Annotated in this window: 20 protein-coding genes; 8 read left to right on the forward strand and 12 right to left on the reverse strand. The window is 72.1% G+C overall.

All coding sequences use genetic code 11. The features are described from left to right. Window positions 1–25: 25 nt before the first annotated feature. Together purQ and purS are read right to left on the reverse strand one after the other, a co-directional pair. A complete protein-coding gene (purQ, locus tag HWD93_RS07310) occupies window positions 26–721 on the reverse strand; it encodes a phosphoribosylformylglycinamidine synthase subunit PurQ (RefSeq protein ID WP_031263015.1) in 696 nt (231 codons plus the stop codon). A gap of 5 nt (window positions 722–726) precedes the next feature. Continuing rightward, on the reverse strand, window positions 727–978 hold the full coding sequence (purS, locus tag HWD93_RS07315; RefSeq protein WP_070417019.1) for a phosphoribosylformylglycinamidine synthase subunit PurS: 252 nt from the start codon (window positions 976–978) through the stop codon (window positions 727–729). Between the two features lie 144 nt (window positions 979–1,122). Here purS and HWD93_RS07320 point away from each other — a divergent pair, with 144 nt between their 5' ends. After that, the gene (locus HWD93_RS07320) at window positions 1,123–1,737 is read left to right on the forward strand and encodes a PadR family transcriptional regulator (RefSeq protein ID WP_071303488.1); all 615 of its coding nucleotides are present in this window, start codon (window positions 1,123–1,125) and stop codon (window positions 1,735–1,737) included. Further along, the gene (locus HWD93_RS07325) at window positions 1,734–3,374 is read left to right on the forward strand and encodes a DHA2 family efflux MFS transporter permease subunit (RefSeq protein WP_254790689.1); all 1,641 of its coding nucleotides are present in this window, start codon (window positions 1,734–1,736) and stop codon (window positions 3,372–3,374) included. Before HWD93_RS07320 ends, HWD93_RS07325 begins: the two co-directional genes overlap by 4 nt. Window positions 3,375–3,546: 172 nt before the next feature. Here the strand turns inward: HWD93_RS07325 and HWD93_RS07330 are convergent, their stop codons facing one another. From HWD93_RS07330 to HWD93_RS07340, 3 genes are all read right to left on the reverse strand, one after another. After that, window positions 3,547–4,458 carry a cytochrome c oxidase assembly protein gene (locus HWD93_RS07330; RefSeq protein ID WP_261646473.1) on the reverse strand — a complete coding sequence of 304 codons (912 nt, stop codon included), beginning with the start codon at window positions 4,456–4,458 and terminating at the stop codon, window positions 3,547–3,549. Between the two features lie 50 nt (window positions 4,459–4,508). Next, entirely contained in the window at window positions 4,509–5,816 is a 1,308-nt protein-coding gene (locus tag HWD93_RS07335) for an acyltransferase (protein ID WP_261646474.1), read from the reverse strand. 186 nt (window positions 5,817–6,002) lie between these two features. Next, window positions 6,003–6,794, reverse strand: coding sequence for an aquaporin (locus tag HWD93_RS07340; protein ID WP_261646475.1), 792 nt, complete (start codon window positions 6,792–6,794; stop codon window positions 6,003–6,005). Window positions 6,795–6,877: 83 nt separating this feature from the next. Between HWD93_RS07340 and HWD93_RS07345 the strand changes: the two genes are divergently transcribed. Further along, window positions 6,878–7,321 carry a Fur family transcriptional regulator gene (locus tag HWD93_RS07345; protein ID WP_070417017.1) on the forward strand — a complete coding sequence of 148 codons (444 nt, stop codon included), beginning with the start codon at window positions 6,878–6,880 and terminating at the stop codon, window positions 7,319–7,321. A gap of 117 nt (window positions 7,322–7,438) precedes the next feature. Further along, the gene (locus HWD93_RS07350; protein ID WP_070417016.1) at window positions 7,439–8,968 is read left to right on the forward strand and encodes a catalase; all 1,530 of its coding nucleotides are present in this window, start codon (window positions 7,439–7,441) and stop codon (window positions 8,966–8,968) included. Window positions 8,969–9,040: 72 nt separating this feature from the next. Here HWD93_RS07350 and HWD93_RS07355 read toward each other — a convergent pair whose 3' ends face one another. Together HWD93_RS07355 and HWD93_RS07360 are read right to left on the reverse strand one after the other, a co-directional pair. Continuing rightward, window positions 9,041–9,607 carry a GNAT family N-acetyltransferase gene (locus HWD93_RS07355; RefSeq protein ID WP_071303490.1) on the reverse strand — a complete coding sequence of 189 codons (567 nt, stop codon included), beginning with the start codon at window positions 9,605–9,607 and terminating at the stop codon, window positions 9,041–9,043. A gap of 42 nt (window positions 9,608–9,649) precedes the next feature. Continuing rightward, window positions 9,650–10,519: a VOC family protein gene (locus tag HWD93_RS07360; protein ID WP_071294466.1), complete on the reverse strand. Its 870-nt coding sequence runs from the start codon at window positions 10,517–10,519 to the stop codon at window positions 9,650–9,652. A 154-nt stretch (window positions 10,520–10,673) separates the two neighbouring features. Here HWD93_RS07360 and HWD93_RS07365 point away from each other — a divergent pair, with 154 nt between their 5' ends. The 3 genes from HWD93_RS07365 (at window position 10,674) to HWD93_RS07375 (ending at window position 12,788) form a co-directional block, all read left to right on the forward strand. After that, window positions 10,674–11,237, forward strand: a complete 564-nt coding sequence (locus tag HWD93_RS07365) for a hypothetical protein (protein ID WP_071294467.1) — start codon at window positions 10,674–10,676, stop codon at window positions 11,235–11,237. Next, a complete protein-coding gene (lepB, locus tag HWD93_RS07370) occupies window positions 11,234–11,851 on the forward strand; it encodes a signal peptidase I (RefSeq protein ID WP_071294468.1) in 618 nt (205 codons plus the stop codon). Before HWD93_RS07365 ends, lepB begins: the two co-directional genes overlap by 4 nt. A gap of 121 nt (window positions 11,852–11,972) precedes the next feature. After that, the gene (locus HWD93_RS07375; protein WP_071303491.1) at window positions 11,973–12,788 is read left to right on the forward strand and encodes an AraC family transcriptional regulator; all 816 of its coding nucleotides are present in this window, start codon (window positions 11,973–11,975) and stop codon (window positions 12,786–12,788) included. Window positions 12,789–12,849: 61 nt separating this feature from the next. Here HWD93_RS07375 and HWD93_RS07380 read toward each other — a convergent pair whose 3' ends face one another. The 5 genes from HWD93_RS07380 to HWD93_RS07400 are packed head-to-tail and all read right to left on the reverse strand — an operon-like array spanning window position 12,850 to window position 16,756. Next, the gene (locus HWD93_RS07380; protein ID WP_261646476.1) at window positions 12,850–13,173 is read right to left on the reverse strand and encodes a hypothetical protein; all 324 of its coding nucleotides are present in this window, start codon (window positions 13,171–13,173) and stop codon (window positions 12,850–12,852) included. A gap of 10 nt (window positions 13,174–13,183) precedes the next feature. Then, a complete protein-coding gene (locus tag HWD93_RS07385; RefSeq protein ID WP_071303493.1) occupies window positions 13,184–13,810 on the reverse strand; it encodes a response regulator in 627 nt (208 codons plus the stop codon). Continuing rightward, window positions 13,807–15,030: a sensor histidine kinase gene (locus tag HWD93_RS07390; protein WP_261646477.1), complete on the reverse strand. Its 1,224-nt coding sequence runs from the start codon at window positions 15,028–15,030 to the stop codon at window positions 13,807–13,809. Before HWD93_RS07390 ends, HWD93_RS07385 begins: the two co-directional genes overlap by 4 nt. A 23-nt stretch (window positions 15,031–15,053) precedes the next feature. Further along, complete coding sequence (locus HWD93_RS07395) at window positions 15,054–15,824, reverse strand: ABC transporter permease (protein WP_261646478.1); 771 nt, start codon at window positions 15,822–15,824, stop codon at window positions 15,054–15,056. Continuing rightward, a complete protein-coding gene (locus tag HWD93_RS07400; RefSeq protein ID WP_070417007.1) occupies window positions 15,821–16,756 on the reverse strand; it encodes an ABC transporter ATP-binding protein in 936 nt (311 codons plus the stop codon). Before HWD93_RS07400 ends, HWD93_RS07395 begins: the two co-directional genes overlap by 4 nt. Window positions 16,757–16,894: 138 nt before the next feature. Here HWD93_RS07400 and HWD93_RS07405 point away from each other — a divergent pair, with 138 nt between their 5' ends. Continuing rightward, window positions 16,895–18,088 (forward strand): GAF domain-containing SpoIIE family protein phosphatase, encoded by a 1,194-nt coding sequence (locus HWD93_RS07405; RefSeq protein WP_261646479.1) that lies wholly within the window; start codon window positions 16,895–16,897, stop codon window positions 18,086–18,088. The last annotated feature ends 266 nt before the right edge of the window (window positions 18,089–18,354 follow it).

Below are 18,354 nucleotides of genomic sequence, written 5' to 3' on the forward strand. Positions count from 1 at the left end.
GGAGTCGTGTTCGTCGGCGTGGTCGTCACTTGACGAGCGTCGACTCGATCACGGAGGTGAAGAAGGTGAGGCCGTCCGTGCCGGAGGCCATCGCCGCGGGGGTGTCCGGGCCGAACCCGGGCTCCGTCGCGTGCTCGGGGTGCGGCATCAGGCCGACGACGTTGCCGCGCTCGTTGGAGACGCCCGCGATGTCGTCGATCGACCCGTTCGGGTTCACGCCGACGTAGCGGAACACGACCTGGCCGTTGTCCTCGATGCGCTTGATCTCGTCGGCGTCCGCGACGAAGCGGCCGTCGGCGTTCTTCAGCGGGATGGTGATCTCCTGCTGGGCCGTGAAGCCGCTCGTCCACGCCGTGGCGGTGGTCTCGACGCGGAGCTTCTGGTCGCGCCGGATGAACTGCTGGTGCGCGTTGCGGGTGTGCGCGCCCGGGACGAGTCGCGCTTCGGCGAGCATCTGGAAGCCGTTGCAGATGCCGAGCACGGGCATCCCCTTGCCGGCGGCGTCGATCACCTCGGCCATGATCGGGGCCTTCGCCGCGATCGCACCGGCACGCAGGTAGTCGCCGTAGGAGAACCCGCCGGGGAGGACGATCGCGTCGACGCCCTGCAGGTCGTGGTCGCCGTGCCAGAGCGCGACGGGGTCGGCACCGGCGAGGCGGACCGCGCGCTGGGCGTCGCGGTCGTCGAGCGAGCCCGGGAACGTGATGACGCCGATGCGCACCGGTGTCACTCGCCTTCGACCGTCACGGACACGACGTCCTCGATGACGGCGTTGGAGAAGACGTCGGCGGCGATCTCGCGGACCTCGGCCAGCTTCTGGTCGTCGACCGGGCCGTCGACGGCCACCTCGAAGCGCTTGCCGATGCGGACGTTGGTCAGGTCTGCCTTGCCGAGACGGGCGAGGGCGTTGCCCACCGCCTTGCCCTGGGGGTCGAGGATCTCGGCCTTCGGCATGACCTCGACGACGATCGTTGGCACGTGTTCACTCCAGCACTTCGGGGATGGGTGGGACGCGAACAGTCTACGGGGCGCGCGCGGCGCGTCGGACGCGCTTGCGCTCGGTTGTTCGAAGGCGTACATTCCACTTGGAATAATCGGTACGGACCAGTCCAGGAGGCACGGATGGCGTCGCTCACGCCCCTCGCGTTCGCCGCGCTCGGGCTCCTCGCGGAGTCACCCATGCACCCCTACGAGATGTTCCAGACGATGCTGCAGCGTCGCGAGGACCAGAACGTCAAGGTCCGACCGGGCACGCTCTACCACCAGATCGGTCGCCTGGTGGACCTCGGCTACGCCGAGGCGCTCGGGACCGCGCGCGAAGGCAACCGACCGGAACGCACCACCTACGCGATCACCGACCACGGGCGCACCGCGCTCGAGGACGGCCTCCGCCGCATGATCGCCGAGCCCGCCGACGAGTACCCGGAGTTCCAACTCGCGGTCTCGCACGTCGACAACCTGAGCGCCGAGGACGCGGCGACCGCCCTGCGCGCCCGCGCCCGCGCACTCCGGACGGAACGCGAGCAGTACGACGAAGCCGCCACGGGCCTCCAGGCCAAGCGTCTCGCGGACCGCTTCTGGCTGGACGTGTCGTACGTCCGTGCCATGCTCACCGCGCAGATCGAGTGGCTCGACGCCGCGGCCGACCGGATCGCGAGCGGCGACATCCCCTGGGACGGCCCGGCCGTCCCCACCGACACAGGCACCACCACGAACAGCAAGGAACCCACTCGATGACCTCCGTCTCGACCACCACCGAGAAGAAGCCGTGGCCGGCCCTCTGGGCCCTCGTCGTCGGCTTCTTCATGATCCTCGTCGACTCGACGATCGTGTCCGTCGCGACGCCGACCATCGCCGCGAAGCTCGACGCCAGCATCAACTCCGTCATCTGGGTGACGAGCGCCTACCTGCTCGCCTACGCCGTGCCGCTCCTCATCACCGGCCGGCTCGGTGACCGCTTCGGGCCGAAGGTCATGTACCAGATCGGGCTCGTGGTGTTCACGCTCTCGAGCCTCTGGTGCGGGCTCGCCGGCTCGATCGAGGTGCTCATCGTCGCCCGTGTGGTCCAGGGGCTCGGTGCGGCGATGATGACGCCGCAGACGATGGCCGTGATCACGCGCATCTTCCCGCCGCAGAACCGCGGCGCGGCGATGGGCCTCTGGGGTGCCGTCGCCGGTGTCGCCTCGCTCGTCGGCCCGATCGTGGGCGGCCTGCTCGTCGACGGCTTCGGCTGGGAGTGGATCTTCTTCGTCAACGTCCCGGTCGGTGTGGTCGCGTTCGTGCTCGCGCAGCGCTTCGTCCCGTCGTTCGACCGGCACGGGCACCGCTTCGACACCCTCGGCATCGTCCTGAGCGCCGTCGGCATGTTCCTGCTCGTCTTCGGCATCCAGGAAGGCGAGACCTACGACTGGGGGACCATCACCGGCCCGATCTCGGTCTGGTCGCTCATCATCGCCGGCATCGTCGTGCTCATCGCCTTCGTGGTGTGGCAGGGCGTGCAGAAGGGTGAGCCGCTCCTGCCGCTCGGCCTCTTCAAGGACCGGAACTTCACGCTCGCGAACATCGCCATCACCGCGGTCGGCGTCGCCATCTCGTCGTTCGCCCTGCCGATCATGCTCTGGGCGCAGGACGTGCTGACGTTCAGCCCGACCCAGGCGGCGCTGCTCCTCGTCCCGCAGGCCGTGCTCTCGGCCGGCCTCGCCCCGCTCGTCGGCAAGAACCTCAACCGGTGGAGCCTGCGCTGGGTCGCGGCGTTCGGCCTCGCCTGCTTCTCCGGCGCGCTGTTCTGGTTCGGGGCGCTCCTGGCCTCGGGTGCCGACTGGGGCTGGGTGCTCCTGCCGTCGACGCTCCTCGGCCTCGCGAACGCCTGCATGTGGGGGCCGCTCTCGGTCTCCGCGACGCGCAACCTGCCGCCGAAGCTCGCCGGCGCCGGCTCGGGCGTCTACAACACCACGCGGCAGATCGGCGCCGTCCTCGGCTCGGCCGGCATCGCGGCGCTGATCGAGGCGCGGATCACGGCCAACTTCCCGGCGTCCACCGGCGGCACGAGCGCCGGCGGTGCGGAGCAGCAGGTCGGGGCGCTCCCGGCCTTCCTGCAGCAGCCGTTCGCCACCGCCATGGGGCAGTCGCTCGTCCTGCCCGCCGTGGTGCTCGGCATCGGGATCGTCGCCGCGCTGTTCCTGGCGAAGCCGAAGCAGACCGTGGCGTGGCAGCAGACCGGCGGCACGTCCGACGGGTCGCCCGCGTCTGCGTCCGACGGCAGCGTGGTGGGGGCCGAGCAGCGTCACGGTGTCCACGCCGCGGCACCCGCGCCGGAGACCGCCGAGGCCGAGCTCGCCGCGACCGACCACCACGGGCGGCACGCCGACGCCTAGTCCGAGCCAGCCCGGAGCCCCGGAGCCCCGTGTCGCACTCGTGCGGCGCGGGGCTCCGTCGCGTGCGGGGCGACTTCGCGACAAGACGCGCCGTGATCGACTCGTGGAACGTCGTTCTCTGCGCGTGCATCCACTGCGTGTGCACACGACGGACACCGACACCGACACCGCGTCACCCGCGGCGCTGCAGGTGCGCCCGGGTGAGCTCCGCCATCTCCTCGTCGGTGAGGGCGTCGACGGTGCGGGCCTCGCGGCGATCGGACCGCTGCCACCGGATGAACAGCGAGATGAGCACCGGCACGTCCGCGACCTCGGCGATGAACCACAGCAGGTCCCCGGCGAGGTGCTGGTCGCGCAGTGGCGACGGGAACCACGGCTGCCCGACCGCCGCCGTGACCGACCCGTCGAGCACGTGGTTCGTGATCCGGAGCACGATGCCCGGGATCGCGTCCGCCATGAGCTCGACGAACGCGAGCAGGAACTCCATCGTGACGAACGTCGACGAGCGGAGGATCCCCGGCTCGGACAGCGGGGTCAGCAGGGCGAACCCGAGCATCGGCACGAACACCGTGATCGCCGTCGCCCAGACCGGGGACTCGCGGATCGTCGCCGAGAACGGGGTGAGCAGCACGCAGAAGAGCGCGAGGGCGATCAGCGGCGACACGACCGCGTTGCCGAGGACCCGTGCCGGACGCGATGCGAGCGCTGCGGAGGCTGCCTGCGCGAGGCGAGCCGGGCCTCCCGAGCGGAGCAACGAGACGGGCGCGGCGAACGCGGCGAAGGTGGGGACCGCGAAGAAGAGCAGGGCCAACCGCAGCACGAACGCCCACCGGAGGTCCTGGTCGTGGATGCCGACGATCCCGAACTGCAGGATGCCGAACAGGACGAGCGCCCCGACGAAGGCGAGCGTCCGCCACCACGGCCACCGGGTGCCCCGCCTGGCGGCACCGACGACCCACCAGCCGTAGGTGATCGCGGCCACGGCGATGAGGACGGCGGCGAGCGGGTCGAGGTGCCACGTGCTCCAGAACTCGGGTGTCGACGGCGTGGGGTGCCTCCTCGAGGATCGTGCGGCCGACGACAATCCTCCGCCCGGTACGCACCCCGGAGCAGCCCCTGCCGGTGAGAACCGGTTCAGATCCGGGCGGTGCTCCGGGTCGGCACGGTCCTCGTCAGGAGCCGGACCCCCACCGGCACGGCCAGTGCGCCGAGCAGGGCGACCCCGAACGACAGGTGCAGCTGCATCACCGCGAAGGCCGGCCCGATCGTGCAGAGCGCCGCGACGGCGAGCACAGGCCAGGCCGGGCGATCGGTGCCGGGGACGAGCCGGGGGAGCGGCCGGTCGAACCGGCGCAGCGCGCGGGCGGTGCCGAGGGCGACCGCGAGGAGGACGACGAGGGCCACCCCACGGGTCGCCCACCACGTCGGGGACCCCGGCGCCGGGAACGGAACGCCGACGAGCAGGGCGACCCCGTTCAGCGCGATGAACAGCGGCAGGTGCCAGAGGTAGATCGTCATCCCGTCCCGGCCGAGCAGGAAGACGGCGCCCTGGGCCGCGCGGGTGCGCATCAGCCGGGTGAGCGGGGCGTGCACGACCTGCACGAGGCAGGCCTGGGCGATGGCCAGCACGGCGAGCGGGAGCATCGGCGGGTCGAGGTCCTGCAGCATGTCCGGAGCCCAGAGCCCGATCGACGTCAGGGGTACGAGCACGCCGTACCCGGCCGCGGCGACGGCGACGAGCAGCACGCGCGATCGTCGGGCGAACCAGCCGTCGGCCCAGAGGAAGCCCAGCTGCTGCGCGAAGAGCCACACCGGGCCGAGGTTGAGGAGACCGACCGCTGCCGTCCCGGTGGCGAACCGCACGCCGTCGACGGCCGCGGCGAGCACGAGCAGTGCGCCGAGCGTGCGCCACGGAGCGCGTTCGTGGAGTCGCACCATGAACGGCACGCAGCACTGGGTGATCCCGTACGCGGCGAGGAACCAGAGCGGGGAGCCGATGCCGAACGCGACCTCGGCGAGGAGCCCCGGCGGCGTGCCGAGCAGCGTGGCGACGCCCAGCCCGAGCGCGAGCACCGCGAAGAGCGGGATCGCCGGCCGGAAGAGCCGCACGAGCCGCGTCGCCACGAAGTCCCGCGCGCCGCCGCCCCGCGCGACCGTGGAACGCCACCCCACGGCGCTGGCGAAGCCGCCGACCACGAAGAAGAGCGGCATCACCTGGCCGATCCAGGTCGCGGCGACGTACCAGGGGAGTTCCTGGAGCGGACTCGTCACCGCGATGCCGTCCGCCCCCGCGGCGACACCGACCATCGTGACGTGCACGAAGACGACGAGGACGACGCAGGCCGTCCGGATGAGGTCGACGACCAGGTCCCGCTGCGCGATGGTCCCCCGGACGTCCTGAGCGCTGTGCGCCTGCTGCGGCAGGCCCTGCTGCATGGACATGTCGGGACGGTAGCGCGGGTTCCCGCCCTCCCAGCGTCGTTCCAGCCGATCGCGACCGGATCGTGACACATCGTATTCCGCCACGGGCATGCGTCCGGCAGCGTCCGGCCCGTCGCGCCGGTGCGGACGAGCTCCGGGAGGCGCGGGTCGCGCCGGTCGCTCGGCCCGCCCGCGCCCCGGGTCGGCTCAGGCCCGCGGTACGTCGGGCTCCACCGTCGCGTCGTCCGCGCGTGACGTCCGTCCGATCCGACCGACCGCTCCCGCGACGACGGCGCCGAGCACGGGGAAGACCAGGAACACCCACCACTGCGCGAGCCAGTCCGGCCCCGCGAACACCGCGGTGGCGAACGACCGCGCCGGGTTCAGCGACGCGTTCGAGATCGGGACGAGCGTGAGCAGCAGGATCGTCAGGGTCGCGCCGATGACCACGGGCGCCGGGACCGCGCTCCCGCGGGCTCCGGTCACGCGGAGGATCACCGTCACGAAGACGGCGGTCGCGATCGTCTCGGCGAGGGCGACGCCGAGCAGGGTGGAACCGCCGGGACTCTGCGCGTCGAAGCCGTTCGAGGCGAAGCCGCCGTCGAGCCTGCTCTGCAGGGCGGTGGCCGGTCCGAGTCCGGCGAACATGACGAGGACCGCAGCACCGGCCGTACCGCCGACGAACTGGGCGACGAGGTACGGGCCGACGTCCGCCCACCGGTGCCGGCCGGCGACCGCGAGGCCGATCGTCACCGCGGGGTTGAAGTGGCCGCCACTGACGGGACCGAACGCACTCGCGCCGATCATCACCACGAGGCCGAGGGTGAGCGCGACCCCGAGCAGCCCGATCCCGAGCGTGTTGTGCTCGTCGGGGAACACGGCGGTGGAGGTCGCGGCGCCGACGAGGGCGAACACGAGCAGGAAGGTCCCCGCGGCCTCGGCGACGAGGCGGGCGGGGAGCGCGGCGGGGACGGGAGTGACTGGTGGTGCATCTGTCATGACCCACCGTTCGCGCTCGACCATCGGATCGCCTGGTGTACAGTGGCGGTGTTGTCTTGATCTCTGCAAAAGAAAGGCTCAGCATGGACGTCGACGCCGACCTGCTCCGCGCCTCCGGTCTCCGGGTCACGACACCACGCCTGGCGGTCCTCCGTGCGACGGAGACCATGCCGCACGCGACCGCCGACGACATCGTCACCGCGCTCGCCGCCGAGCTGCCCACCACGAGTCACCAGGCGGTGTACGGCGTCCTCGCAGCACTGACCGGCGTCGGACTGGTCCGGCGCATCGAGCCCGCGGGCAGCCCCGCCCGGTACGAGCGACGGACCGGCGACAACCACCACCACATCGTCTGCACGATGTGCGGCGCGATCGAGGACGTCGACTGCGCCGTCGGCCACGCGCCCTGCCTCACCCCGTCCGAGACGCACGGCTTCGCCGTCACCACGGCCGAGGTCACCTACTGGGGCATCTGCGAACAGTGCGCCGCTGCCGAACGCGACGACACCGTGGCCGTCCCGGCCTGACCGCCGACACCCCGACCCGGGGACGACCGCAGTCGTTCCCGCTCCCGGCACCGAACCGGGACCACGAGCAACCCGAGCACCCCTGACCGAACCAACCGTTCCACCCAAGGAGGAACCGTGTCCGACCAGAACACGACGCCCGGCCAGCCGGCCGGCACCCCCACCACGACCACCAACTCCGGCGCGCCGGTGTCGAGCGACCAGCACTCCATGGGTGTCGGCGCCGACGGCCCCCTCGCGCTGCACGACCACTACCTGGTCGAGAAGCTCGCCCAGTTCAACCGTGAGCGCGTCCCGGAGCGGGTCGTCCACGCCAAGGGCGGCGGTGCCTTCGGTACCTTCACCGTCACGCAGGACATCAGCAAGTACACCCGTGCCGCGTTCCTGCAGCCGGGCAAGCAGACCGAGATGCTCGCCCGCTTCTCGTCCGTCGCCGGCGAGCAGGGCTCCCCGGACACCTGGCGCGACCCGCGCGGCTTCGCGCTGAAGTTCTACACCGAAGACGGCAACTACGACCTCGTCGGCAACAACACCCCCGTGTTCTTCATCCGCGACGGCATCAAGTTCCCGGACTTCATCCGCTCGCAGAAGCGCCTGCCGGGTTCGCACCTGCGCGACCACGACATGCAGTGGGACTTCTGGACCCTGTCGCCCGAGTCGGCCCACCAGGTCACGTGGCTGATGGGCGACCGCGGTCTGCCGGCGTCGTGGCGCGAGATGGACGGCTTCGGCTCGCACACCTACCAGTGGATCAACGCCGAGGGCGAGCGCTTCTGGGTGAAGTACCACTTCCTCACGGAGCAGGGCCACAAGACCCTGACGCAGGAGGACGCCGACCGCATCGCCGGCGAGGACGCGGACTTCCACATCCGTGACCTGCACGCGGCCATCGAGCGCGGCGACAACCCGCGCTGGACCCTCAAGGTGCAGGTCATGCCCTACGCCGACGCCGAGGGCTACCGCTTCAACCCGTTCGACCTGACGAAGGTGTGGCCGCACGCGGACTACCCGCTCATCGAGGTCGGCACGATGGAGCTCAACCGCAACCCGGAGAACTACTTCGCGCAGATCGAGCAGGCGACCTTCGCCCCCTCGAACTTCGTCCCCGGCATCGCGGCGAGCCCCGACAAGATGCTCCTCGCACGCATCTTCAGCTACGCGGACGCGCACCGCTACCGCGTCGGCACGAACCACGCGCAGCTGCCCGTGAACGCCCCGAAGAACGAGGTGCACTCGTACTCGAAGGACGGCGCGATGCGCTTCGACTTCCAGAAGTCCGAGGTCCCGGTCTACGCGCCGAACTCCCTCGGCGGTGCGCACGCCGACCCGGCCGCGACCGACGAGACCCCCGGCTGGGAGTCCGACGGCGCGCTGCAGCGCTCCGCCGCGACCCTCCACCCCGAGGACGACGACTTCGGTCAGGCCGGCACCCTGGTGCGCGAGGTCCTCGACGACGCCGCCCGTGAGCGCCTGGTCGGCAACATCGCCGGGCACGTCTCGAAGGTGACGCGCGACGACCTGCGCGAGCGGGTGTTCGCCTACTGGACGAACGTCGACGCCGACCTCGGCGCGCGCGTGCGCGCAGCGGTCGCGCCGAGCGCGCCCGGTTCGAACGAGGACCCGGAGAAGGTCGCGGTCGAGGCGTAAGCCCCGCTCTCACCAGACGGGAGGCGCGGTGCGGGTCGGACCCGCACCGCGCCTCCCGTCTGTCGTCCCGTCCTAGACCTGCTGGCCGTTCAGCCAGATGGGGCCGGCCGGCCAGTCCTCGAGCCGCTCCGCCACGGGGAGCACCATCCAGCCGCCCTGATCGGTCATCGGCAGCCCGGCGCCCTCGGCCGTGAACGCCGTGTAGTCCGCGACGACGTCGTCGAACACGTGCCAGCCGAGGTTCGCGTAGAACGGCACCCGGTTCTCACCGGCGCCGAGGAACCCGTACGGCACCGCCAGCCCCTCGAGCACGGCGTGCGCACGCTCCATCAGGTCGCGGCCCTTGCCGGTGCCCTGCAGTCGTGGCGACACCGCGACGAGGCCGGTGTCGCCGACGAGGACGTCCCGGCCGCCCACGGTGATGAACATCCGGCGGATCCCGACGTGGGCGAGGACGACGTCGTCGGCGTCACGGGCGAGCACGCGCCGCTCGGGCTGCATGCCCGCCCAGCTGCGGCCGCCCACGTACCAGTGCGACCAGTCGGGGAACGCCTGCCCCAGGAGCGCTGCGATCGCCTCGTGGTCGGGGAGCGACAGCGTGCTCTCCTCGACCACCTCCCACCGGATGTCCTCAGTCACGGGTCCATCCTGCCGGAGACCGTCCGTCCCGGTGCGGTGGGGTCAGCCGCGACCCGGCGCCGTGACCTCGATCCGGTTCGCCCACGGGTCCTCGAAGGCGACCGTCCGACCGTCGTCCGCCGACCGCACCCCGGAGTCGTGCATCCGCTCGACCAGGGCGCCGAGGTCGTCCGCGCCGGGCACCTCGATCCGGACGAGACCGAGTCCGAGCGCGAGCTGGCGGCGTCCGGCCCCGCGCGAGTTCCACGTGTTCATCGCCATGTGGTGGTGGTAGCCGCCGGCGCTGACGAACAGCGCCTCACCCCAACCGGCCGTGGTCGCGAAGCCGAGCCGGTCGACGTAGAACTCCTCGGCGGTGGCGACGTCCCCGACCGACAGGTGCACGTGGCCGACACGTCCGGGGCGTGCTGCTGCGCCGTCGAGGGCGTCCTGCGTGAGGTGCTCCTGGAGGAAGGCGTTCGGGTCGACGGAGATGGTGGCCATGTCGACCATGCCGTGCGTCCACGACCACTCGGTGCGGTCGCGGTCCCAGTAGAGCTCGACGCCGTTGCCCTCGGGGTCGGTGAAGTAGAACGCGTTGCTGACGAGGTGGTCGGCGCTGCCCGTGAAGGTCTGCGGGTACCGGGTCGCGACGGAGTAGAGCGCGGCGGCCAGGTCGGCCTTCGTGTCGAACAGGATCGCGGTGTGGAACAGGCCGGCGTCGTGCGGCCCGGCGTGCTGCATCGACGGCGCGTGCTCGAGGATGACGATCGGGGTCGTGCCGCGCCCGAGCACCGCCACACCGCCCTCGTTCGACAGGAGGGACAGCCGCACGCCGTCGCGGTAGTAGCCGATCATGCGGTCGAGGTCGGCGACCCGGAGCGTCACGGCGCCCATCGAGGTGTCGGCGGCGAGGAGGTCCTGCGTGGTCATGCGACCAGTGTGCGCCCATTTGGTTGACGCGTCAACCAAATGGGCGTGACGTCTGCCATCGCAAGCGTGGCGCGTGCCATCGCGAGCACGGCGTGTGCCATCGCACTCGGTGTCCTGTCGGCTGCGCGGCCCCGGGCAGGGCCAAGATGGAGGGATGCCACGCACACGACGACTGCCGGACCGAGTGGACGGGCGCGGTGGTGGCCGTCCGGACCGCCGCGACCTGCCGATCGAGCAGATGCGCGACCGGATGTCGTCGTACGTCTACGGCAACATCACCGTGCTCGCCGCCGCGATCGCCGTGGACCCCGCCGCGATCCACCACGGCTCGGCGGTGTGGGCGGTCCTCGGCACCGCGGTGCTCACGTACCTCGCGCACGTGCTGTCGCACCTGGTCGCGCACGGGCTCGGGGACGACGACGCGTCCGACGACGTCCGTCGCGAGTCCGTGGTCACCATCGTCCGCAACGCGAACCCGATCGCCACGTCCGGCCTCATCCCCGCGGTGCTGTACGCCGTCGCGTGGATCGGCTGGCTGCCCGCGTCGTGGGCGCAGACGGCCGCGCTCGTGATCCTCGTGGTCCGCATCGGCATGGTCGGTGTGTTCATGCAGCGGTTCAGCGGCAAGCGGCCGACGTTCCTCGGGCTCTGGGGCGGCATCGTGCTCGCCGCCGTCGCGTTCGTCATCGGTGTCGTCAAGGTGGTGCTGACGCATTGAGTGACGAAGCCGTCCCCGAGCCCCGCAGGCGTGCCCGCTGGAAGTTCCTCCGTGACCTCGCGATCATCGTGGTCGTCGCGCTGCTGGCGTCCTTCCTGGTGAAGTCGTACCTCGTCCGGTCGTTCTTCATCCCCTCACTGTCGATGGCGAACACGCTCCTGGTCGGCGACCGGGTGCTCGTCAACGAACTCGTCCCCGGAGTGGTGCCGCTCCGACGCGGCGACGTCGTCGTCTTCGAGGACCCGGGCGGCTGGCTCGGGCCCGGGCAGGGGAACGACCTCATCAAGCGGGTGATCGGCCTGCCCGGCGACACCGTCTCGTGCTGCGACGCGCAGGGGCGCCTGTCGGTGAACGGTCACGCGGTCGACGAGTCGTACGTCGTGCTGCAGCCCGGCTCCGACCGGGTCGCGCTGACCGACTTCTCGGTGACCGTGCCGAAGGGCCGGCTCTGGGTGATGGGCGACAACCGGTACGACTCCGCCGACTCCCGGGCGCACGGGACCGTCCCGGTGTCGGACGTCGTCGGTCGGGCGTTCGTCACGACCTGGCCGGTGTCGCGGTGGACGGTGCTGTCACGGCACGGCGACGTCTGGGACGCGGTCCCGGACCGGTGATCGACGGCGAACGGCCGACCCGTTGCGCGACGCGGACGGGGGTCTCGCGTGCGCCGGACGGTCACGGTAGCGTTCGGTGGCCCGCCGGACCCGGCGCGCGGATCGTCGAACGGAGGCTCTCGTGACGTCCTCCGACCAGCCGTTCGACTACCGCTCCGGCGGCGACGAGCACGTCTCCCTCCGGAAGATCCGCACCGGTGGGCCGCAGGCCGGCACGATCGGCCCCCGCCCCGACCACGTCGTCTTCGTGCTCGCCAACGGACGGGCGACGCTGACCGCCGACGACGGCAGCGAGTGGGACGTCGGGCCCGGACGACCGATGATGCTGTCGGCACCCGTCGCGTACGCGTTCGACACCGACGCGACCGCGATGACGCTCCTGCACGTCGCGCCCGCGATGCTCGGCGACGCCGAGGAGCCGTCGGAGTTCGTGCAACCGGACGCCGCCGACCCCGGCGTCGAGCCCCTGCTGACCCTGCTGCGCGAGGTGACCGACCGCATCCTCGACCCCGACCTCGACGCCGCCGAGCGGGCAGCGCTGAACCGGCGGGTGGCCACGGTCGTGCTGTCGACGTTCACCCGGTCCCGCTCCGACGTCGAGCACCGGCTGCGTCGCGCCATCCGCTTCGTCCACGACCACGCGGACGAAGACCTCGAGGTCGCGGACATCGCCGCCAGTGCGGAGCTCAGCGAACGGGGTCTGCAGGACCTCTTCCGCCGACGGCTCGCGGTCACGCCGATGCGGTACCTCCGCGAGGTGCGCCTCGACCGCGTGCACCTCGAACTCACGTCCCGCCGGGGCGGGGTCGTGACGGTCCGCGACATCGCCCGGCGCTGGCGCTTCGCGCACCTCGGCCGGTTCGCGGCCTCGTACCGGCAGCGGTTCGGCGAGAGTCCGCACCAGACGCTCCGACGGTCGGGCCGATCCGAGGGCTGACCAGCCGGACCCCGTCCAGGAGGCGCGGTGCGGGTCCGACCCGCACCGGGCCTCCTGTGCGTCAGCAGCCCGTCGTCGTCAGGGTGAGCGTCGCGACCTCGCCGTTCGACACGGTCGCCTCCTGCGGGCTGGGCTCGTTCGCCCGCACGGTCACCTTGCCCAGCGGAACCCCGGCGAAGTCCGCGGTGCCGCCCGGGAACACCCGCTGGTGCTCGGAGAGCTTCCCGGTCTCGGCGGTGAAGACCTTCACCTCGTAGGGGTGGTCCGCGGCGTTGGCCGACACGGTCACGGACAGCTGGCCGGTGGAGTCGTGCGCACCGCAGCCGGTGAGCGTCAGGGCCGCGGCGACGCCGAGGACGAACACGGGGGCGACACGTCGGAGCACGTCGGCAAGGCTACGCCGTCCCGAGCAGCCAGCCGTTGTCCGCCGCGACCCGGAGCGCCTCGGTCGCGTTGCGCGCGGCGGTCTTCCCGATCGCGGACGACAGGTGGTTGCGGACCGTGCCCTCCGACAGGTGCAGCGACCCGGCGACCCCGGCCACGGTCGGCGCCGTGCGGAAAGCGATGAGCACGTCGGTCTCCCGCGGGGTGAGCGGGGACGGGCCGGCGGCGAGGGACTCCGCGGCGAGCACGGGGTCGACGACCCGGAACCCGCCCGCGACACGTCGGACGGCGTCGGCGAGCTGCTCGGCGGGGGTGTCCTTCACGACGAAGCCCGCGGCCCCGGCCTCCAGCGCGCGCCGGAGGTACCCGGGCCGGCCGAACGTCGTCACGATGAGGGACCGGCACGTGGGCAGCGAGCGGGCGAGGGCAGCGGCGGCGCTGAGCCCGTCGGCGCCGGGCATCTCGACGTCGAGCAGGGCGACGGTGGCGCCGGAGGACCGTGCTGCCTCGAGCACCTCGTCGCCGCGGGCCACCTGGGCGACGACCTCGATGTCCCGCTCGAGCGACAGCAGGGACGCGAGCGCACCGCGGACGAGCGCCTGGTCGTCTGCGAGGAGCACACGGATGGTCTCGGTCATCGTCGGTTCCTCTCGACCCGCAGCCGGAAGCCGCCCAGGTCGCTCGTGCCGGTGGTCAGGGTCGCCCCGACGGCGTCGGCGCGCTCGCGGAGCCCGCGCAGCCCGTTGCCCGGGGTGGTGGAGGCGGCGTCCGGGTCGAGCAGGCCCGTGCCGTCGTCCTCGATCGTCAGGGCGGACCGAGCGAGCGTGACCCGGACCCGGCTGGCGGCCGCGTGGCGGATGACGTTCGTGACGCCCTCGCGCAGGACCCACGCGAACAGGCTCCGGACATCGTCGGCCGCCGCGCCGCCGTCGCGGGGGAGCACCGCATCGATCGCCGCGGCCTCGAGCGCCGCCCGTGCCGACACGAGTTCGGCGTCGAGGTCGGCCTCGCGGTAGCCGCTCACCGCGCGCCGGAGACCATGCAGCGCCTCGCGGGAGAGTCGCTCGACGTCCTGCATCTCGGTCTTCGCCCGTGCCGGGTCGACGTCCACCAACCGTGCGGCGAGCTCGGACTTCATCGCCACGACCGTGAGCGAGTGGCCGAGGACGTCATGCAGGTCGCGGGAGAACCGTGCGCGCTCCTCGACGACGGCGAGCCGGGTGATCTCGTCCTGCGCGACGCCGAGCCGCTGTTCCGCTTCGCGCTGCCGGCCGAAGAAGAGCATCGACGCTCCGACGGACACGGTGATGACCGGGGCGAACAGGATGCCGCTGTTCACCGCCGTGTCCCAGCCGGTGCTCGCGGCGACGAGGAACTGTGCGCCGAGGATCGCGAGCACGACCACGCCGGCGACCCAGAACCGTTCCGCGACGAACCCGGACAGTGCGGCGACGAGCAGCCAGGTCCAGACGGCGAGCGGCCCGACCACGAACAGCAGCAGCCCCGCGAGCAGGGCGACCCCGGCGAGGACCACGACTCGTCCGCGCAAGCTCCGCCGCCACATCAGCTCCGGCGCGAACAGGTACGCCGCGTAGACGACGGCGAGGGCCACGGTGGAGAGGACGTGCGCCCGGAGGCTCCGGCCGTCGCCCCAGACCGCGATGATCTCGAGCACCTGCCAGAGGAGCGCGAACACCGCACCGGTGTACCAGCGGCGCCGCCCGACGCGGATGTCGTCGTCGCTCGCGCCCGGTGGGACGGCCCACGGGAACGATCGGGGTGACGGGCGGGACGACCTGGAGGCGCGTGGTGCGTGCTCCGCACCACGCGCCTCGGTCGTGCTGGTCGCCTCGGACATCGGTGCCAGCGTAGGACCGTCGGTCACTGTCGTGCGGCGTCGCGGCGGTAGCGCCACACGATCACCGCGGCGAGGATGATCGCCCAGCCCGCCAGGACCATCGCCGGCTCGGTCATGCCCGAGGACCCGGTCGCCCCGGCGCCCATCTGCCCGATCCGGTTCAGCCAGTACGAGGGCAGGAGGTGCGCGACGCTCCCCATCCAGCCCGGCATCACCGACAGCGGGACCCAGAGGCCGCCGAGGATCGCCAGGCCCATGAACACCACCATGAAGAGGGGCTGCGCGAACGACGGCTTCGCGAACTGCCCGATGAGGATCGCGATGAGGGCGAACGGGATCACCCCGCACCAGATGCCGAACCCGGCGGCGAACCAGTGCAGCGGGTCGAGCGAGGCGTGCAGGACCACGGTCGCGACGAGCACCGTGATGACGATCGATACCGCGGAGAAGGCCATCGCGGCGATCACCTTCGAGACCATGAACCCCCACCCGGACAGCGGCGTCACGCGGAGCTGCCGGTTCCAGCCGATCGACCGTTCGTTGACGATCGCGAACGCCTGGCTGAGCGCGGCCATCATCGCGCCGTACGACGCCATCTGCAGCGTCGTGACGGTGAGGTACTGCAGGTGCGTCGTCGGGTCGGTCTGGGAACCGAATGCCGAGCCGAACACGAGCAGCATGATCACCGGGATGGCGAAGGTGAACACCATCGCGCGGACGTTGCGGAGCTGCCGCTTCGTCTCGAGGTACACGTAGCGGATCGGCAGGCGGCCGGAGGCGGTGACGGTGGTCATGCGAGGACTCCTTCGGGAGCGGTGTCGGTAGCTGCTGCGGCGGGGTCGGCGGTGAGCGCGAGGAAGGCGTCGTCCATGGTCGAGGCGACCACCTGGATGTCGTGTGCCTGGGGGAACGTGGCGAGCAGGGCCCTGAGGGTGTCGTCGCTGCGGTCCGAGCGGAGCGTGACGGAGTCGTGCCGCGCCTCCAGGGAGACGACTCCCGGCAGACCGCGCAACGCGACGTGCGCGTCGGTGCCGAGCCCGGAGAACCGGACCGCGCGCGTGGCGGTGATCGCCTTGATCTCGGCGGGCGTGCCGTCCGCGACGATCCGGCCGGCGCGCATGATGACGATGCGGTCGGCGAAGGTGTCGGCCTCGTCGAGGTAGTGCGTCGCGAACACGACCGTGCGCCCCGCGTCGGTGAACTCGCGCATCGACGACCAGAACGTGTGCCGGGCCTCGACGTCCATCGCCGCGGTCGGCTCGTCGAGCACCAGGAGGTCCGGGTCCGAGACCACGGCGACGGCGAACCGTGCGCGCTGCAGCTGCCCGCCGGAGAGCTTGTTGACCCGGCGTCCGGCGATCTCGGTGCACCGCGCTCGCCGGAGGGCCTCGTCGACCGGCATCGGACGCCGGTGTGCCGCGGCGACGAGCGCGACCGCGTCCCGGACCGTCGTGTCCGGCAGGAGTGCGCCGCCCTGGAGCATCGCGCCGACCCGGCCGGCGACGACCGCGGCGCGGGGCTCCTCGCCGAAGAGCAGGGCCTGGCCGGTCGTCGGCGTGGACAGCCCGAGCGCGAGGTCGACGGTCGTGGTCTTGCCGGCGCCGTTCGGGCCGAGGAGGGCGACGACCTCGCCCGGACGGATCGTCAGGTCGACGCCGTCGACCGCGGCCACGGCGCCGAAGCGCTTGCGGAGGTCGCGGAGCTGGATGACCGGTGTGTCGTTCATGGCTCCGAGCCTGGCGCCAGGTGGGTTCGCGGCCCTCTGCCGTGCGTCACGGATCGGGCATGACATCTGTCACGGCCGACCCCGGCGTCCTCCGTACTGGGGACGGCCACTGTCCGGTAGGCGCGTTAGCGTGGGTGCATGCACCACGAGCCCGTCGTCACCGACCGACCCGCCACGGACGCCGTCCGGCGGGCAGCGCTCCTCGCCGCGCTGGACGTGGTCGAGGGCGGGCCGGAGGAACGCTTCGAACGGATCACGCGGATCGCGCGCGAGGCGTTCGGCGTCACCGGCTCGTTCCTCAACCTCGCGGGGGAGTCCGAGGTCTTCATCAAGTCGCAGCAGAGCGACACGGTGTTCGGCCCGACCATCCCGCTGCACGACACGTTCTGCGGTCGGACCCTCGCGGTCGACGGCCCCGTCGTGGTCCCCGACGCCCGCGCCGACGTCCGGTACTCGGACATGCCGATGGTGGTCGACGACCCGAACGTGCGGTTCTACGCCGGGGTGCCCCTGCGGGTGGGCGACGACGACGTCAAGGTCGGCACGCTCTGCCTCATCGACCCGACACCGCGCACGCTCGACGACGACGACCTCGCGCTGCTGCAGGAGCTCGGCGTGTGGGCGGAGCGCGAGCTCGCCGCCGGCGCCGACGAGGACCGTCTCCGCTCGGTGCTCGCCGGACTCGAACCAGCCGGTGTCGACCTGCCCGGGTACCGCGTCGGCGGCATGTCCAAGCCGCACGGGGTCGTGTCCGGTGACTTCCACGACTGGCACGTCGACGGGGCGTCGCTCTCGGTGACCGTCGCCGACGTCATGGGCAAGGGGATGTCCGCCGGGCTCCTCGCCGCGACCATCCGTGGTGCGCTGCTCGCCCGGGGGACGTCGTCGTCCCGTGATGCCGTGGCGGCGCTCGAGGCCCAGGTCGCCCCGGACCTCGGTCGTGCCGAGTCCTTCGCGACGCTGTTCCACGGCCGCCTGACGACCTCGACCGGGCGGATGGAGTTCACCGACGCGGGGCACGGTCTCGTGCTGCACCTGCACGCGGACGGCACCGAGACCGTGCTGCGCTCGTACGACCTGCCGATCGGGCTGCACCCGGTCGGTGCCGCGCGGGTCACCGGGACGCTCGAGCTGGAGCGCGGGGACGTCCTCATCGTCGTGAGCGACGGGGCGCTCGAGCTGTGGGACTCCACGCTCGCGTCCCTCGGTGCGCTCGGGGCGATGTGGCGGGACGCGCCGGAGCTCGACGTGTTCTTCGGGCGGGTGCGGGCGCGTGCGGCGACGCACGACCCGGGGGACGACCTGACGGTCGTCGTCGTCGCGCGCGACTGACGGGCGCGGGCGGGCGGGGGCGCCGAGAGTGCAAAATCTGTCGCGCTCGGCGCCGGCGGGCGGCACTTCGTGCGCCCCCGGCGGACGTGAGCGGCGTGTCGTGCCCGCTCGCGGCGGCGTCCGGCGTGCGTGCGGCCTGGAGGCGCGGGTCGGCCTGGCGCCGCTCCTCCCGCCCGGCGAGCAGGTCCTGCATGAACCCGTTGCCACGCGACCCCTGCGAGCGACGCGTGCGCCGACGCAGCAACTCGGAGAACGGCATGATGGTG

The organism is Curtobacterium sp. C2H10 (assembly GCF_025407985.1).
Taxonomy (GTDB): Bacteria; Actinomycetota; Actinomycetes; order Actinomycetales; family Microbacteriaceae; genus Curtobacterium.

Bases quoted from the DNA above. Each gene is read 5' to 3' on its own strand.
- HWD93_RS07405 (WP_261646479.1), top strand. From the start codon at position 16,895: ATGCACCACGAGCCCGTCGTCACCGACCGACCCGCCACGGACGCCGTC.
- HWD93_RS07325 (WP_254790689.1), top strand. From the start codon at position 1,734: ATGACCTCCGTCTCGACCACCACCGAGAAGAAGCCGTGGCCGGCCCTC.
- HWD93_RS07360 (WP_071294466.1), bottom strand. From the start codon at position 10,519: ATGACCACGCAGGACCTCCTCGCCGCCGACACCTCGATGGGCGCCGTG.
- HWD93_RS07400 (WP_070417007.1), bottom strand. From the start codon at position 16,756: ATGAACGACACACCGGTCATCCAGCTCCGCGACCTCCGCAAGCGCTTC.
- HWD93_RS07335 (WP_261646474.1), bottom strand. From the start codon at position 5,816: ATGTCCATGCAGCAGGGCCTGCCGCAGCAGGCGCACAGCGCTCAGGAC.
- HWD93_RS07365 (WP_071294467.1), top strand. From the start codon at position 10,674: ATGCCACGCACACGACGACTGCCGGACCGAGTGGACGGGCGCGGTGGT.
- HWD93_RS07395 (WP_261646478.1), bottom strand. From the start codon at position 15,824: ATGACCACCGTCACCGCCTCCGGCCGCCTGCCGATCCGCTACGTGTAC.
- HWD93_RS07320 (WP_071303488.1), top strand. From the start codon at position 1,123: ATGGCGTCGCTCACGCCCCTCGCGTTCGCCGCGCTCGGGCTCCTCGCG.
- HWD93_RS07345 (WP_070417017.1), top strand. From the start codon at position 6,878: ATGGACGTCGACGCCGACCTGCTCCGCGCCTCCGGTCTCCGGGTCACG.
- HWD93_RS07385 (WP_071303493.1), bottom strand. From the start codon at position 13,810: ATGACCGAGACCATCCGTGTGCTCCTCGCAGACGACCAGGCGCTCGTC.
- HWD93_RS07340 (WP_261646475.1), bottom strand. From the start codon at position 6,794: ATGACAGATGCACCACCAGTCACTCCCGTCCCCGCCGCGCTCCCCGCC.
- HWD93_RS07390 (WP_261646477.1), bottom strand. From the start codon at position 15,030: ATGTCCGAGGCGACCAGCACGACCGAGGCGCGTGGTGCGGAGCACGCA.